This window comes from Pseudomonas sp. R11F, assembly GCF_050312575.1.
Lineage (GTDB): Bacteria > Pseudomonadota > Gammaproteobacteria > Pseudomonadales > Pseudomonadaceae > Aquipseudomonas > Aquipseudomonas palleroniana.
The window spans coordinates 66951-80620 of sequence record NZ_JBNPJU010000014.1 but is presented as its reverse complement, the minus strand read 5'-3'; the positions used below and the strand labels follow the sequence as shown (position 1 = coordinate 80620).

Sequence of the window (13670 nt, the reverse complement as noted above, 5' to 3'; positions counted from 1 at the left end):
GTTTGAACCTCGCCGACGGAACCTGACAACCCTTGCCACATGCTTTGTGCACGCGCATGAGTAAGCTCCGTGACAGGCGCGGTCAATCACAGGATAATGCGCAATCTTTTTAGCCGGCCCGTGCAAACGGGTCGACTCGTTATGCTTGCTTGTTTGGCCGCCTTAGCCTGACAACCCTGGAGTGTCTGGTTTGATCGTCTTCCGTTATCTGTCCCGCGAAGTCCTGTTGACCCTGAGTGCCGTAAGTGCGGTATTGCTGGTCATCACCATGAGTGGTCGTTTCGTCAAATTCCTGGCCCAGGCCGCTTCCGGGGCTCTGGACCCGGGCTCGCTGTTCCTGATCATGGGCTTTCGCCTGCCGGGCTTCCTGCAGTTGATCCTGCCGCTTGGCCTGTTCCTGGGCATTCTGCTGGCCTATGGCCGGTTGTACCTCGAAAGTGAAATGACCGTGCTTTCGGCCACCGGCATGAGCCAGCAGCGTCTGCTGGCCATGACCATGGTGCCGGCCGCCGGCGTTGCCTTGGTGGTGGCATGGTTGAGCATGAGTCTGGCGCCCCAGGGCGCCATGCAGTTCCAGCTGCTGCTGAACAAACAGGATGCGATGACCGAGTTCGACACCCTGGAGCCCGGGCGCTTCCAGGCGCTCAACGACGGCACGCGGGTGACCTATACCGAAACCATGACCGATGACCGCTCCAACCTCGGTGGTGTGTTCATTTCCCAGAAAAACTTCGGCCAGAACCAGAAAGACCGCGGCATTTCGATTCTGGTGGCCAATAGCGGGCGCCAGGAAGTACGCCCTGACGGCAGCCGCTACCTGATCCTGGAAAATGGCTATCGTTATGACGGCAGCCCTGGCCTCGCGGACTATCGGGCGATCAAGTACGACACTTATGGTGTGATGCTGGCCAAGCCTGAAATCAGTGAAGAGGTAACCGACCGCGACGCGCTCCCGACTGCCTCGTTGTTCGGCAGCCAGGAACTGCGCTCCATCGCCGAGTTGCAATGGCGGATTTCCCTGCCGCTGCTGGTGTTCATCGTGACCTTGATGGCCGTGCCGCTGTCCCGGGTCAACCCGCGCCAGGGCCGTTTCCTCAAGCTGCTGCCGGCGATCCTGCTGTACATGGCCTACCTGACCATCCTGATTTCCGCCCGTGGCTCCCTGGAGAAGGGCAGGTTGTCGCCGGCCCTGGGCCTGTGGTGGGTGCATGGGATATTCCTGGCGATCGGCCTGGGGCTGCTCTACTGGGAACCTATCCGTTTGAAAATGAAGAGCCGTCGTGGCCTGAAGGAGTTGGCCCGTGGCTAAGCTTGATCGCTATATAGGTAGCAGCGTACTGATCGCCATCCTGGCGGTGTTGGGCATCATCCTTGGCCTGGCCTCGTTGTTCGCTTTCATCGACGAAGTCGGCAACGTCACTGACACCTATACCGTCACGGACGTATTGAGCTTCGTCGCATTGACCGCGCCTCGTCGTGTCTACGACATGATGCCGATGGCGGCGCTGATCGGCTGCCTGATCGGCCTCGGCAGCCTGGCCAGCAGCAGCGAACTGACCATCATGCGTGCCGCCGGTGTGTCCATCGGGCGTATCGTCTGGGCGGTGATGAAGCCCATGCTCCTGCTGATGGCCTGCAGCGTGCTCGTCGGTGAATACGTAGCGCCGCCTGCCGAAGCCACGGCCCAGGCCAACCGCGCCCTGGCCCAGGGTTCGGGGGATGCGCAAAGCGCCAAGCACGGTCTGTGGCACCGCCAGGGAGACGAGTTCATCCATATCAACGCTGTGCAGCCGGGCGGCCTGTTGATCGGGGTAACCCGCTATACCTTCGACAAAGAGCGGCACATGCTGACTTCCAGCTTTGCCAAGCGTGCGCAGTACAGTGCCGAGAAGTGGGAGTTGAGTGATGTCACCACCACCTATTTCCGCAATGTGGGCCAAGGCACCAAGGCCAGCACCGAAGTGATCAACGTGGCCGCCGAGCCATGGGACATCGCCCTGAAGCCGGAACTGCTCAATACCGTGGTGATGGTCCCGGAAGCCCTGCCGATCTCCGGTTTGTGGAGCTATATCCACTACCTCAAGGACCAGGGCCTGAATAACGGCCGTTACTGGCTGGCGTTCTGGGTCAAGGTGCTGCAACCGGTGGTCACCGCTGCGCTGGTCTTGATGGCGATTTCCTTCATCTTCGGTCCGCTGCGTTCCGTGACCCTCGGCCAGCGGGTATTTACCGGCGTGCTGGTGGGCTTCACGTTCCGTATCGCCCAGGATCTGCTTGGCCCATCGAGCCTGGTGTTCGGTTTTTCTCCGCTGTTTGCGGTACTGGTGCCGACGGCGATCTGCGCCGTGGCCGGGTTGTGGCTGCTGCGGCGGGCCGGTTGATACTGCGCTTATGAACAAAAAATGCCCCGGTCGAGAGATCGGGGCATTTTTGTTCTGGTCAGCAAAGATGACGTCTGGCCTGAGCATCAGGTACAATTCCCGGCTATTTTTCAGCGGGCAATCTGCCTGCAGCCTTTTTGAGTGTTGACCCGTGAGTGATTTGAGTCATATCCGCAATTTCTCCATCATCGCCCACATTGACCATGGCAAGTCGACGCTGGCCGATCGATTCATCCAGATGTGCGGCGGCCTCGCCGAGCGTGAAATGGAAGCCCAGGTACTGGATTCCATGGACCTCGAGCGCGAGCGCGGGATCACCATCAAGGCCCACAGCGTTACTTTGTACTACAAGGCCAAAGACGGCATTACCTACCAGCTGAACTTCATCGACACCCCAGGCCACGTCGATTTCACCTACGAAGTCAGCCGTTCCCTGGCGGCCTGCGAAGGTGCCTTGCTGGTGGTTGACGCCGGCCAGGGCGTTGAAGCGCAGTCGGTTGCCAACTGCTACACCGCGATCGAGCAGGGCCTGGAAGTGATGCCCGTGCTGAACAAGATCGACTTGCCCCAGGCCGAGCCTGAGCGCGTCAAGGAAGAGATCGAGAAGATCATCGGCATCGATGCCACCGACGCCGTCACCTGCAGCGCCAAGACCGGCCTGGGTGTCGACGAAGTGCTCGAGCGCCTGGTGCACACCATTCCCGCCCCGACCGGCAACATCGAAGACCCGCTGCAAGCGTTGATCATCGACTCCTGGTTCGACAACTACCTGGGCGTTGTTTCCCTGGTCCGCGTGCGCCACGGCCGCGTGAAGAAGGGCGACAAGATCCTGGTCAAATCCACCGGCAAGATCCACCTGGTGGACAGCGTCGGTGTATTCAACCCGAAACACACCGCGACCGCTGATCTGAAAGCCGGTGAAGTAGGTTTCATCATCGCCGGTATCAAGGACATTCATGGTGCGCCAGTGGGCGACACCCTGACCTTGAGCAGCACGCCGGACGTCGACGTACTGCCGGGCTTCAAGCGCATTCAGCCACAGGTCTACGCCGGCCTGTTCCCGGTCAGTTCTGACGACTTCGAAGATTTCCGCGAAGCCCTGCAAAAACTGACCCTCAACGACTCGTCGTTGCAGTACACCCCGGAAAGCTCCGACGCCCTGGGCTTCGGCTTCCGTTGCGGGTTCCTGGGCATGCTGCACATGGAAATCATCCAGGAGCGCCTTGAGCGCGAATACGACCTGGACCTGATCACCACCGCGCCAACGGTTATTTTTGAACTGTTGCTGAAAACCGGTGAAACGATTTACGTCGATAACCCGTCCAAGCTCCCGGATCTGTCGGCGATCGAAGACATGCGCGAGCCTATCGTGCGGGCCAATATCCTGGTTCCGCAGGAGCACTTGGGCAACGTCATCACCTTGTGCATCGAGAAGCGTGGCGTCCAGCGCGACATGCTGTTCCTCGGTACGCAGGTGCAAGTGACCTACGATATGCCGATGAACGAAGTGGTTCTGGACTTCTTCGACCGCCTCAAGTCCACCAGTCGCGGCTATGCTTCGCTGGATTACCATTTCGATCGTTACCAATCGGCTAATCTGGTGAAACTGGATGTGCTGATCAACGGCGACAAGGTAGATGCACTGGCGTTGATCGTGCACAAGGACAACGCGCATTACAAAGGTCGGCAGTTGACCGAGAAGATGAAAGAACTGATACCGCGCCAGATGTTCGACGTCGCGATCCAGGCCGCCATCGGCGGGCAGATCATTGCGCGGACCTCCGTCAAGGCTCTCAGAAAGAACGTACTGGCCAAATGCTACGGCGGTGACGTAAGCCGTAAGCGCAAGCTGCTTGAGAAGCAAAAGGCCGGTAAAAAACGCATGAAGCAAGTAGGTAACGTGGAAGTTCCACAAGAAGCCTTCCTTGCGGTGCTCAGGTTGGATAGTTAGGTCCTATGTCGCTAAATTTCCCGCTGTTGCTGGTCATCGCCGTTGCCGTTTGCGGTCTCCTGGCGTTGCTCGATCTGGTGTTCTTCGCCCCGCGTCGGCGGGCGGCTATCGCCTCCTATCAGGGCAGCGTCAGCCAGCCCGATGCGGTGGTGGTCGAAAAGCTGAACAAAGAGCCCCTGCTGGTTGAATACGGCAAGTCGTTCTTCCCGGTACTGTTCATCGTGCTGGTGTTGCGCTCGTTCCTGGTGGAGCCGTTTCAGATCCCGTCGGGGTCGATGAAACCTACCCTGGACGTGGGCGACTTCATCCTGGTGAACAAGTTCTCCTACGGGATTCGCTTGCCGGTGATCGACAAGAAAGTCATCCCGGTGGGTGACCCGCAGCGCGGCGATGTGATGGTGTTCCGCTACCCAAGCGACCCGAACGTCAACTACATCAAGCGTGTCGTGGGCCTGCCGGGCGACGTGATCCGCTACACCAGCGACAAGCGTCTGTTCGTCAACGGTGAATCGGTGGCCGAGAAGCTGCTGGGCACCGAGCCGAACACCCTGGGCAGCGCCGAGCTGTACCAGGAAAAACTCGGTACGGTAGAGCACGAAATCCGCAAGGAAATGAGCCGCTACCGCGCAATGCCTGATGGCCAGTGGAAAGTGCCGGCCGGTCACTACTTCATGATGGGTGACAACCGGGACAACTCCAACGACAGCCGCTACTGGGATGACCCCAGCATTCCCAAGGACCTGCTGGGCATGGTTCCCGACGAGAACATTGTCGGCAAGGCCTTTGCGGTCTGGATGAGTTGGCCGGAACCCAAGCTCAGCCACCTGCCGAACTTCTCGCGGGTCGGGCTGATCAAGTAATACAGACGGCGCTGTTCACACAGCGCCGAATGCTTTTCTGGGGTTGGGACAATCATTGGCCCGGCTTCATGCGACACCAATCAGGATTTGAATTTGAACACTGCGTCAATCGTCGATGGCCGCCGGTGCCACCAACTAGATATGGATAAACCGTGACCGTTTCTCTAAGTCGTCTCGAGCGCCAGCTCGGTTACACCTTCAAGGACCAGGAATTGATGGTCCTTGCCCTCACACACCGCAGCTTTGCAGGGCGTAATAACGAGCGCCTGGAATTCCTCGGTGATGCCATCCTCAATTTCGTTGCCGGTGAGGCGCTGTTCGAGCGTTTCCCTCAAGCCCGCGAAGGCCAGCTGTCACGCCTGCGTGCACGGTTGGTGAAAGGCGAAACCCTGGCGGTACTGGCCCGTGGTTTTGGCCTGGGCGAATACCTGCGCCTGGGTTCCGGTGAGTTGAAAAGCGGTGGTTTCCGCCGCGAGTCGATCCTGGCCGATGCCCTTGAGGCGCTGATCGGTGCGATCTACCTCGATGCCGGCATGGAAGCGGCGAAGGAGCGCGTCACTGCCTGGCTGACCTCCGAGATCGAGAGCCTGACGCTGGTCGATACCAACAAAGACCCCAAGACCCGCCTGCAGGAATTCCTGCAGTCGCGCGGTTGCGAACTGCCACGCTACGAAGTGGTGGACATCCAGGGTGAGCCCCATTGCCGCGTATTCTTCGTGGAATGTGAAATCACCTTACTGAACGAAAAAAGCCGAGGCCAGGGTGTGAGCCGTCGTATTGCCGAACAGGTAGCGGCCGCTGCAGCACTGATTGCCCTGGGCGTGGAGAATGGCCATGACTGATTCAACCGCAACACGCTGTGGCTATGTCGCCATCGTTGGACGCCCGAACGTGGGCAAATCCACGTTGCTGAACCACATCCTGGGCCAGAAGCTCGCGATCACCTCGCGCAAGCCGCAGACTACCCGCCACAACATGCTGGGCATCAAGACCGAAGGCAACGTGCAAGCGGTCTACGTCGACACCCCTGGTATGCACAAAGGCGGCGAGAAAGCCCTCAACCGCTACATGAACAAGACGGCTTCGGCCGCGTTGAAAGACGTCGACGTGGTGATCTTCGTGGTTGACCGCACCAAGTGGACCGACGAAGACCAGATGGTTCTGGAGCGCGTGCAGTATGTCACCGGCCCGTTGATCGTCGCCCTGAACAAGACCGACCGCATCGAAGACAAAGCCGAGCTGATGCCGCACCTGAGCTGGCTGCAGGAACAACTGCCGAACGCCCAGATCATCCCGATTTCGGCCCAGCACGGGCACAATCTCGATGCGCTGGAGCGTGTGATCGCCGAGCACCTGCCGGAGAACGAGCACTTCTTCCCGGAAGACCAGATCACCGACCGCAGCAGCCGTTTCCTCGCCGCCGAACTGGTGCGCGAGAAAATCATGCGCCAGATGGGCGCCGAGCTGCCGTACCAGATCACCGTGGAAATCGAAGAGTTCAAGCAGCAGGGCAAGATCCTGCATATCCATGCGCTGATCCTCGTCGAGCGTGACGGCCAGAAGAAAATCATCATTGGCGACAAGGGCGAGCGCATCAAGCGCATCGGCACCGAAGCGCGCAAGGACATGGAGTTGCTGTTTGACTCCAAGATCATGCTCAACCTGTGGGTGAAGGTGAAAGGTGGTTGGTCCGATGATGAGCGCGCACTGCGCTCCCTGGGTTACGGCGACCTTTAAGGGGGCGCAGTGATTGGCGGGCTTGCTGTGGCGAGGGAGCTTGCTCCCGCTGGGCCGCGAAGCGGCCCCAACAAGGTCGACGAGTTTATTCAGGTATGACTCGGTGGCTGCTATAAGGGGCTGCTTCGCAGCCCAGCGGGAGCAAGCTCCCTCGCCACAGAAGCCTCTCCTTCTTTAGAGATTCCCCGTCTCATGCCCCAATCCACCAGCCAACCCGCCTACGTCCTGCACAGCCGCGCCTACCGCGAGACCAGTGCCCTGGTGGACTTCCTCACCCCGCAAGGCCGCCTGCGTGCGGTGTTGCGTAGCGCACGGGGTAAGGCGGGTACATTGGCGCGGCCGTTCGTGGCCCTGGATGTGGAATTTCGCGGCAAGGGCGAGCTGAAAAACGTCGGCCGCATGGAAAGCCTGGGCACCTCGGCCTGGCTCAATGGCGAAGCGCTGTTCAGCGGCCTCTACCTCAACGAACTGCTGATCCGCCTGCTGCCCGCCGAAGACCCGCACCCGGCCGTTTTCGATCACTACGCCGCCACGCTGTTGGCCCTCGCCGAAGGCCGCCCCCTGGAACCGCTGCTGCGCGCCTTCGAATGGCGGTTGCTGGATGATCTGGGCTACGGCTTCGAGCTCGCCAACGACCTGCACGGAGCACCGATCGCCGCTGATGGCATGTACCGCCTGCAAGTCGACGCCGGCCTTGAGCGCGTGTACCTGCTGCAACCCGGCCTGTTTCAGGGCACTGAGTTGCTGGCCATGAGCGAAGCCGATTGGAGCGCCCCGGGAGCCTTGTCCGCCGCCAAGCGCCTGATGCGCCAGGCCCTGGCCGTGCATCTGGGGGGGCGGCCACTGGTCAGTCGCGAGTTGTTTCGAAAGCCCTGACAACCCCGTGTATGCTGTGCAGCGTTTCTTTCCCTTTTCAGGAGCGCTTCCGTGACCACCAGCAACCGCATTCTTCTTGGCGTCAACATCGACCACGTCGCCACTCTGCGCCAGGCCCGGGGCACCCGTTACCCTGACCCGGTCAAGGCCGCGCTGGACGCTGAAGAAGCGGGCGCCGACGGCATCACCGTGCACCTGCGCGAAGACCGCCGCCATATCCAGGAGCGTGACGTGCTGGTGCTCAAGGATGTGCTGCAAACCCGCATGAACTTCGAAATGGGCGTCACCGAAGAAATGATGCAGTTCGCCGAACGCATCCGCCCGGCGCACATCTGCCTGGTGCCGGAAACTCGCCAGGAACTGACCACCGAAGGCGGTCTCGACGTCGCCGGCCAGGAAGCCCGGATCAAGGCGGCCGTGGAGCGCCTGTCGAAGATCGGCAGCGAAGTCTCGCTGTTCATCGACGCCGACGAGCGCCAGATCGAAGCCTCGCGTCGTGTCGGCGCGCCGGCGATCGAACTGCATACCGGCCGTTACGCCGATGCCACCACGCCAACCGAAGTGGCTGAGGAACTGCAACGCATCATTGATGGCGTGAGCTGCGGCCTCAAGGCCGGCCTGATCGTCAATGCGGGCCATGGCCTGCACTACCACAACGTCGAAGCCGTGGCGGCGATCAAGGGCATCAACGAGTTGAACATTGGTCACGCGTTGGTGGCCCATGCGCTGTTCGTCGGTTTCAAAGGCGCCGTGGCCGAGATGAAGGCGCTGATCCTGGCCGCCGCCAAGGCTTGAGATCCAGTGTGGGAGCGGCTTGCTCCCACATGAGAAGTCTTACTGTTTAGACCCCGCCGGTGTATCGTATCTGCCCTTTGCAGGGCTTGGTCCTGCGGCAGATACGTGAGGTTGTTGTGTCCCGATCCTTTTCCCGTCGACAAATCCTGGGTGGCCTCGCCGGCCTTGCCGTAGTGGGCGTGGGGGCCGGTGGTGCCTATCGCTACTGGCTGGGGAAAGTCGCCGAGGCTGAAGCGGGGCATGACTACGAGTTGATCGCTGCGCCCCTGGACGTGGAACTGGTGCCGGGACACAAGACCCAAGCCTGGGCGTTCGGCCCTTCGGCGCCGGGGACCGAGTTGCGCGTGCGCCAGGGCGAATGGCTGCGCGTGCGCTTCATCAACCACCTGCCGGTCGCTACCACGATCCACTGGCATGGCATTCGCCTGCCGCTGGAAATGGACGGTGTGCCGTACGTGTCACAGCTGCCGGTGTTGCCGGGTGAATACTTCGACTACAAATTCCGCGTGCCCGATGCCGGTAGCTACTGGTATCACCCCCACGTGAACAGCAGCGAAGAGCTCGGCCGTGGCCTGGTCGGGCCGTTGATCATCGAAGAGCGCGAGCCTACAGGCTTCAAGCACGAACGCACCCTGAGCCTGAAAAGCTGGCACGTGGACGAGGAGGGCGCCTTTGTTGCTTTCAGCGTACCGCGTGAGGCGGCGCGTGGCGGTACTGCCGGGCGTTTGTCGACCATCAATGGCGTCTCCCAGGCGGTGATCGATTTGCCGGCCGGGCAGATTACCCGTGTGCGCTTGCTCAACCTGGATAACACCCTGACCTATCGCCTCAATATTCCCGACGCCGAAGCGCAGATCTACGCCCTGGACGGCAACCCCGTCGAGCCGCGCCCACTGGGCAAGGAGTACTGGCTGGGCCCTGGCATGCGGATTTGCCTGGCGATCAAGGCGCCGCCGGCGGGTGAAGAACTCTCCCTGCGCAACGGCCCGGTGCGCCTCGGTACCTTCCGCTCGGTGGCCAACACCGATGCACCCACCGAATGGCCTCCAGCTTTGCCGGCCAACCCGATCAGCGAGCCGGACCTGGCCAACGCCGAGAAACTCAACTTCAATTTCGAATGGGTGGGCACCGTGTCGGTGGACGACGGTAAACCGCCGAGCCTGTGGCAGATCAACGGCAAGGCTTGGGATATCACCGACAAGACCTGCGCCGACCGCCCGATTGCCAAGTTGGAAAAGGGCAAGAGCTACATTTTCGAATTGAAGAACATGACCCAGTACCAGCACCCGATCCACCTGCATGGCATGAGCTTCAAGGTGATCGCTTCAAACCGCCACAAGGTGATCCCGTACTTCACCGACACCTACCTGCTGGGCAAGAATGAGCGTGCCCGCGTGGCGTTGGTGGCGGATAACCCGGGGGTGTGGATGTTCCACTGCCACGTGATCGACCACATGGAAACCGGCCTGATGGCCGCCATCGAGGTGGCGTAATGCGCCAGATCCGTCCCGCAGCCATTATCGATCGCAGCCGCGACCAGGACTTCATGCGCGAAGCCCTGGCCCTCGCCGCTCAAGGCGCTGCATTGGGGGAAGTGCCGGTAGGCGCGGTGCTGGTGCAGGACGGTGAAATCATCGGCCGCGGTTTCAACTGCCCCATCAGCGGCAACGACCCCAGTGCCCACGCCGAAATGGTCGCCATCCGCGCCGCCGCGCAGGCGATCAGCAACTATCGGCTGGTCGGCAGCACGCTGTATGTGACCCTGGAGCCGTGCAGCATGTGTGCCGGCCTGATCGTGCACTCACGCATTGCGCGGGTGGTGTATGGCGCGCTGGAGCCCAAGGCCGGGATTGTGCAGAGCCAGGGGCAGTTTTTCACCCAGGGTTTTCTCAACCATCGGGTGTTGTTTGAAGGGGGCGTACTGGCCGAGGAATGTGGCACGGTGCTGAGCGAATTCTTCAAGGCCCGCCGAGCCAAGCCATCTCTCTAAACAACCCTGAGGATTAAAAAATGTGGGGGGGGGGCTTGCTCCCGATGGCGGCCTGTCAGTCAGTGTATTTGTGACTGATGCACCGCTATCGGGAGCAAGCCCCCTCCCACAATTTGATCTCTATTGCTTCAGTGAGTGATCACCGTTATTTCTTGGCGATGATCACCGCCCGCATCGGCGCCGGCAGCCCTTCGATGGTCTTGCTGTGATCATCGGGGTCGAGGAAATCACTCAACGACTGATACTTCATCCACTCCGTGCCACGCTGTTCCTCCACCGTCGTTACGCTGACGTCCACACAGCGCACCTCACTGAACCCGGCCCGTCGCAGCCACAGCATCAACGCCGGTACCGACGGCAGGAACCACACGTTACGCATCTGCGCGTAGCGATCTTCCGGCACCAGCACTTGCTGTTGGTCGCCTTCCACCACCAGGGTTTCCAGGACCAATTCGCCGCCTTTGACCAGGGTGTCTTTCAGCGCCAGCAAATGCTCGATCGGCGAGCGGCGGTGATAAAACACGCCCATGGAAAATACCGTATCGAAGCCTTCCAGATTTGCCGGCAGATCTTCGAACGGGAAGGGCAGGTGCCAGGCTTTGGGCTCGGACAAGTAACGCTGCACCGCCTGGAACTGGCAGAAGAACAGCCAGTTGGGGTCCACGCCGATCACGCTGTCAGCCCCGGCACCGAGCATGCGCCACATGTAGTAGCCGTTACCGCAGCCGACATCGAGGATGCGTTTGCCTTTCAAATTCAGGTGCGGCGCCACCCGCGACCACTTCCAGTCCGAGCGCCATTCGGTGTCCACATGCACGCCGAACAGATGGAACGGCCCCTTGCGCCACGGGCTCAGGCCCATCAACGCGGTGCGCATCTGTGCGCGGGTGGCATCGTCGCAGTCGGTGTCGAGTGTCAGCCCATTGATCAGGTCGACTTCGCTGGGCTGGATCTGCGGCAGCGCGTCCAACGCACTCTGCCAACGCTCCAGGTCGCCATGACCCTTTTCCATCTTGCTATCGAGTTGCGCTTGCAGGCCCTGGGCCCACACGGCCAGGGGAGTGCCGACCAAGTGGCGGGCGAGGGGGGACAGATCAATCATGGCAAGGCAATCAACGAGGCAAAGTTAAGACACTGGAACCACGGCACGACTTTCGAGAACCCGGCGGCCAGCAGGCGTTCGCGGTGTTCTTCGAGGCTGTCGGGCTTCATGACGTTTTCGATGGCGCTGCGCTTCTGGGCAATTTCCAGTTCGCTGTAGCCGTTGGCGCGCTTGAACGCGATGTGCAAGTCGGTGAGCAACGCATGCTCTTCAGGATCATTGAAGCGCAGCTTTTCCGACAGGATCAACGCACCGCCCGGCAGCAGCGACTGGCGGATGCGCGTCAGCAGGCCCAGGCGTTCGGCGGGGTCGATAAATTGCAGGGTGAAGTTCAACGCCACCACCGAGGCCGGCTGGAACTGCAGCGCGAGGATATCGCCCTCGATGACTTCAACCGGCAACAGCTCCTGGAACATCGAGTCCTGGCCATTGAGGTATTCGCGGCAGCGCTCGACCATCGCCACCGAGTTATCCACCGCGATCACCCGGCAGCCGTCAGTGCGCACATGGCGGCGCAGGGCCTGGGTCACCGCCCCGAGGGACGCGCCCAGGTCGTAGAGCACGCTGTTGGGTTGGGCAAACTGCGCCGCGAGCACGCCGAGGTTCTCGACGATGGTCGGGTAGCCCGGCACCGAGCGTTTGATCATGTCCGGGAACACCCGCACCACGTCCTCGTTAAAGGCGAAGTCCGGCACCTGGGGCAGGGGCTGGGCGAATAGGCGATCGGGTTCTTTGCTCACGGTTGTTCCGGCATTGATGTGGAAAAGGCCGGCATTTTAGCCAAGTTGGCCCGCGTGTGCGCGGGTTGTCTGATGGAAAGCCGAGGCGGTGATGCCCCACTGGCCGAGCCAGTAAGTGACGATCAATAGATAGGGCGCCGCGTCGAACGACATGACGAACCGATTGATGCCGATCAGCGTATCGGAAAACACAAATGACAGCGCTCCCGCAGCCGCCAGCAGTGCCGAGCGTTTTGGCACTTCGCTGCCCAGTCGTGCCAGTGCACGCCAGAGCATGGCGCTGATCACCGTTGCGTAAATCACTACCGGTATCAGCAAATCACCCAGGCCGTGGGCGATCAGGATGCTCAACAGCACGGCGCCCACCCCCAGCGCCAGTATCAATGGCAGCAGCGCCAAGCGGCGGCAGTCGCTGAAATACGCTTTGAGATACGCCAGGTGGGCGAATAGAAATGCACCCAGGCCAAAGATAAACAGGTCGCCCGGCCAGGCGAGCAATACATCGCCTACCAGGGAAAAAATCAGCCCCAGGCTGATCCAGCGTCGATAGTCGGTGGGCGGCGCATCATGCAGCCAACCCAGCAGCGCAAGCACCGGCATGGGTTTGACCAGCAGGCACAACAGTGCCGCGTGAGTGCTCAGGCCGTAGATAAAGGTGCCGGCACCCATCAACGCAAGGATCAGCCAGGGCATATCAGTTCACCGTAATGGCGCAGTCGAAGGTCTCAGTGGGTTCGGCTTCCGGCTCCCAAGGCTGCTGGGAGGTCAGGCGCAAACGGCCCTGGCCTGCGGCAAACGCCTGGAAGCGCCAGGTGGATTGGCCGCCGCCGCCGATCACGCCGGATTCCGCGCTGCTGTAGACCTCCGGGCTCAGGGCGCGCAGCACGCCGCCGGCGGAGTCCTGGATGGCCCAGCGGTAACCGGTGGTGGGGTTGCTGGGTAGGGTGAGGATCAGGTTTTGCCCGGATTTAAGCTGGAGCGGGCAGGCGCTTTGGCTGTCCACGGTGACGTTTTGCTTCGGCGCACTGGCACACGCGGCGAGCAGAGCAAAGCTCAGGGGGAGTAGCAGGCGGGCAGCGGTCATGGAGCCTCCGTTCATTTACGACGAACGGCGAGCATAACCGAAGATGAGACAAGGTGTGACAAGCTGCTGTAGTGAGCGGGCTTGCCCTAATGCCAGTCAGTTAAGCGATAAAGTGGGCGATGAATAAATTGTGGGAGGGGGCTTGCTCCCGATA

14 protein-coding genes are annotated in these 13670 nt (G+C 61.0%); 10 read left to right on the top strand and 4 right to left on the bottom strand.

Going from position 1 to position 13670, the window contains the following annotated elements:
• Window positions 1-190 precede the first annotated feature (190 nt).
• From lptF to tadA, 10 genes are all read left to right on the top strand, one after another.
• Window positions 191-1309 (top strand): LPS export ABC transporter permease LptF, encoded by a 1119-nt coding sequence (gene lptF / locus ACQRBV_RS03740; protein WP_090366562.1) that lies wholly within the window; start codon window positions 191-193, stop codon window positions 1307-1309.
• Window positions 1302-2381, top strand: coding sequence for an LPS export ABC transporter permease LptG (gene lptG, locus ACQRBV_RS03735; RefSeq protein WP_411985511.1), 1080 nt, complete (start codon window positions 1302-1304; stop codon window positions 2379-2381). The genes lptF and lptG overlap by 8 nt, the downstream gene beginning before the upstream one ends.
• 151 nt (window positions 2382-2532) lie before the next feature.
• Complete coding sequence (gene lepA, locus ACQRBV_RS03730; protein ID WP_090366560.1) at window positions 2533-4332, top strand: translation elongation factor 4; 1800 nt, start codon at window positions 2533-2535, stop codon at window positions 4330-4332.
• A gap of 5 nt (window positions 4333-4337) precedes the next feature.
• Window positions 4338-5192, top strand: coding sequence for a signal peptidase I (gene lepB, locus ACQRBV_RS03725; RefSeq protein ID WP_060754982.1), 855 nt, complete (start codon window positions 4338-4340; stop codon window positions 5190-5192).
• A 152-nt stretch (window positions 5193-5344) separates the two neighbouring features.
• Entirely contained in the window at window positions 5345-6034 is a 690-nt protein-coding gene (gene rnc / locus ACQRBV_RS03720; protein ID WP_033902449.1) for a ribonuclease III, read from the top strand.
• The gene (era, locus tag ACQRBV_RS03715; protein WP_411985512.1) at window positions 6027-6929 is read left to right on the top strand and encodes a GTPase Era; all 903 of its coding nucleotides are present in this window, start codon (window positions 6027-6029) and stop codon (window positions 6927-6929) included. Before rnc ends, era begins: the two co-directional genes overlap by 8 nt.
• 192 nt (window positions 6930-7121) lie before the next feature.
• Window positions 7122-7805 carry a DNA repair protein RecO gene (gene recO / locus ACQRBV_RS03710; protein ID WP_411985513.1) on the top strand — a complete coding sequence of 228 codons (684 nt, stop codon included), beginning with the start codon at window positions 7122-7124 and terminating at the stop codon, window positions 7803-7805.
• Window positions 7806-7856: 51 nt separating this feature from the next.
• The gene (pdxJ, locus tag ACQRBV_RS03705; RefSeq protein WP_060754485.1) at window positions 7857-8600 is read left to right on the top strand and encodes a pyridoxine 5'-phosphate synthase; all 744 of its coding nucleotides are present in this window, start codon (window positions 7857-7859) and stop codon (window positions 8598-8600) included.
• Window positions 8601-8716: 116 nt separating this feature from the next.
• Window positions 8717-10093, top strand: a complete 1377-nt coding sequence (locus ACQRBV_RS03700; RefSeq protein WP_411985514.1) for a multicopper oxidase family protein — start codon at window positions 8717-8719, stop codon at window positions 10091-10093.
• A complete protein-coding gene (gene tadA / locus ACQRBV_RS03695) occupies window positions 10093-10590 on the top strand; it encodes a tRNA adenosine(34) deaminase TadA (RefSeq protein WP_411985515.1) in 498 nt (165 codons plus the stop codon). Before ACQRBV_RS03700 ends, tadA begins: the two co-directional genes overlap by 1 nt.
• A gap of 145 nt (window positions 10591-10735) precedes the next feature.
• Here the strand turns inward: tadA and cmoB are convergent, their stop codons facing one another.
• Genes cmoB through ACQRBV_RS03675 form a run of 4 tightly spaced genes read right to left on the bottom strand, consistent with a single transcriptional unit; the run spans window position 10736 to window position 13516 of the window.
• A complete protein-coding gene (gene cmoB / locus ACQRBV_RS03690) occupies window positions 10736-11692 on the bottom strand; it encodes a tRNA 5-methoxyuridine(34)/uridine 5-oxyacetic acid(34) synthase CmoB (protein WP_060754483.1) in 957 nt (318 codons plus the stop codon).
• Window positions 11689-12432, bottom strand: coding sequence for a carboxy-S-adenosyl-L-methionine synthase CmoA (gene cmoA / locus ACQRBV_RS03685; RefSeq protein ID WP_244697634.1), 744 nt, complete (start codon window positions 12430-12432; stop codon window positions 11689-11691). The genes cmoB and cmoA overlap by 4 nt, the downstream gene beginning before the upstream one ends.
• 36 nt (window positions 12433-12468) lie before the next feature.
• The gene (locus tag ACQRBV_RS03680; protein WP_411985516.1) at window positions 12469-13125 is read right to left on the bottom strand and encodes a lysoplasmalogenase; all 657 of its coding nucleotides are present in this window, start codon (window positions 13123-13125) and stop codon (window positions 12469-12471) included.
• 1 nt (window position 13126) lies between these two features.
• Window positions 13127-13516, bottom strand: a complete 390-nt coding sequence (locus ACQRBV_RS03675; RefSeq protein WP_090366553.1) for a protease inhibitor I42 family protein — start codon at window positions 13514-13516, stop codon at window positions 13127-13129.
• Window positions 13517-13670: the final 154 nt, after the last annotated feature.

Excerpts from the sequence above, each read along its gene's own strand:
- lepB (WP_060754982.1), top strand. The coding sequence starts at position 4,338 with ATGTCGCTAAATTTCCCGCTGTTGCTGGTCATCGCCGTTGCCGTTTGC.
- era (WP_411985512.1), top strand. The coding sequence starts at position 6,027 with ATGACTGATTCAACCGCAACACGCTGTGGCTATGTCGCCATCGTTGGA.
- recO (WP_411985513.1), top strand. The coding sequence starts at position 7,122 with ATGCCCCAATCCACCAGCCAACCCGCCTACGTCCTGCACAGCCGCGCC.
- tadA (WP_411985515.1), top strand. The coding sequence starts at position 10,093 with ATGCGCCAGATCCGTCCCGCAGCCATTATCGATCGCAGCCGCGACCAG.
- cmoB (WP_060754483.1), bottom strand. The coding sequence starts at position 11,692 with ATGATTGATCTGTCCCCCCTCGCCCGCCACTTGGTCGGCACTCCCCTG.
- ACQRBV_RS03680 (WP_411985516.1), bottom strand. The coding sequence starts at position 13,125 with ATGCCCTGGCTGATCCTTGCGTTGATGGGTGCCGGCACCTTTATCTAC.
- ACQRBV_RS03675 (WP_090366553.1), bottom strand. The coding sequence starts at position 13,516 with ATGACCGCTGCCCGCCTGCTACTCCCCCTGAGCTTTGCTCTGCTCGCC.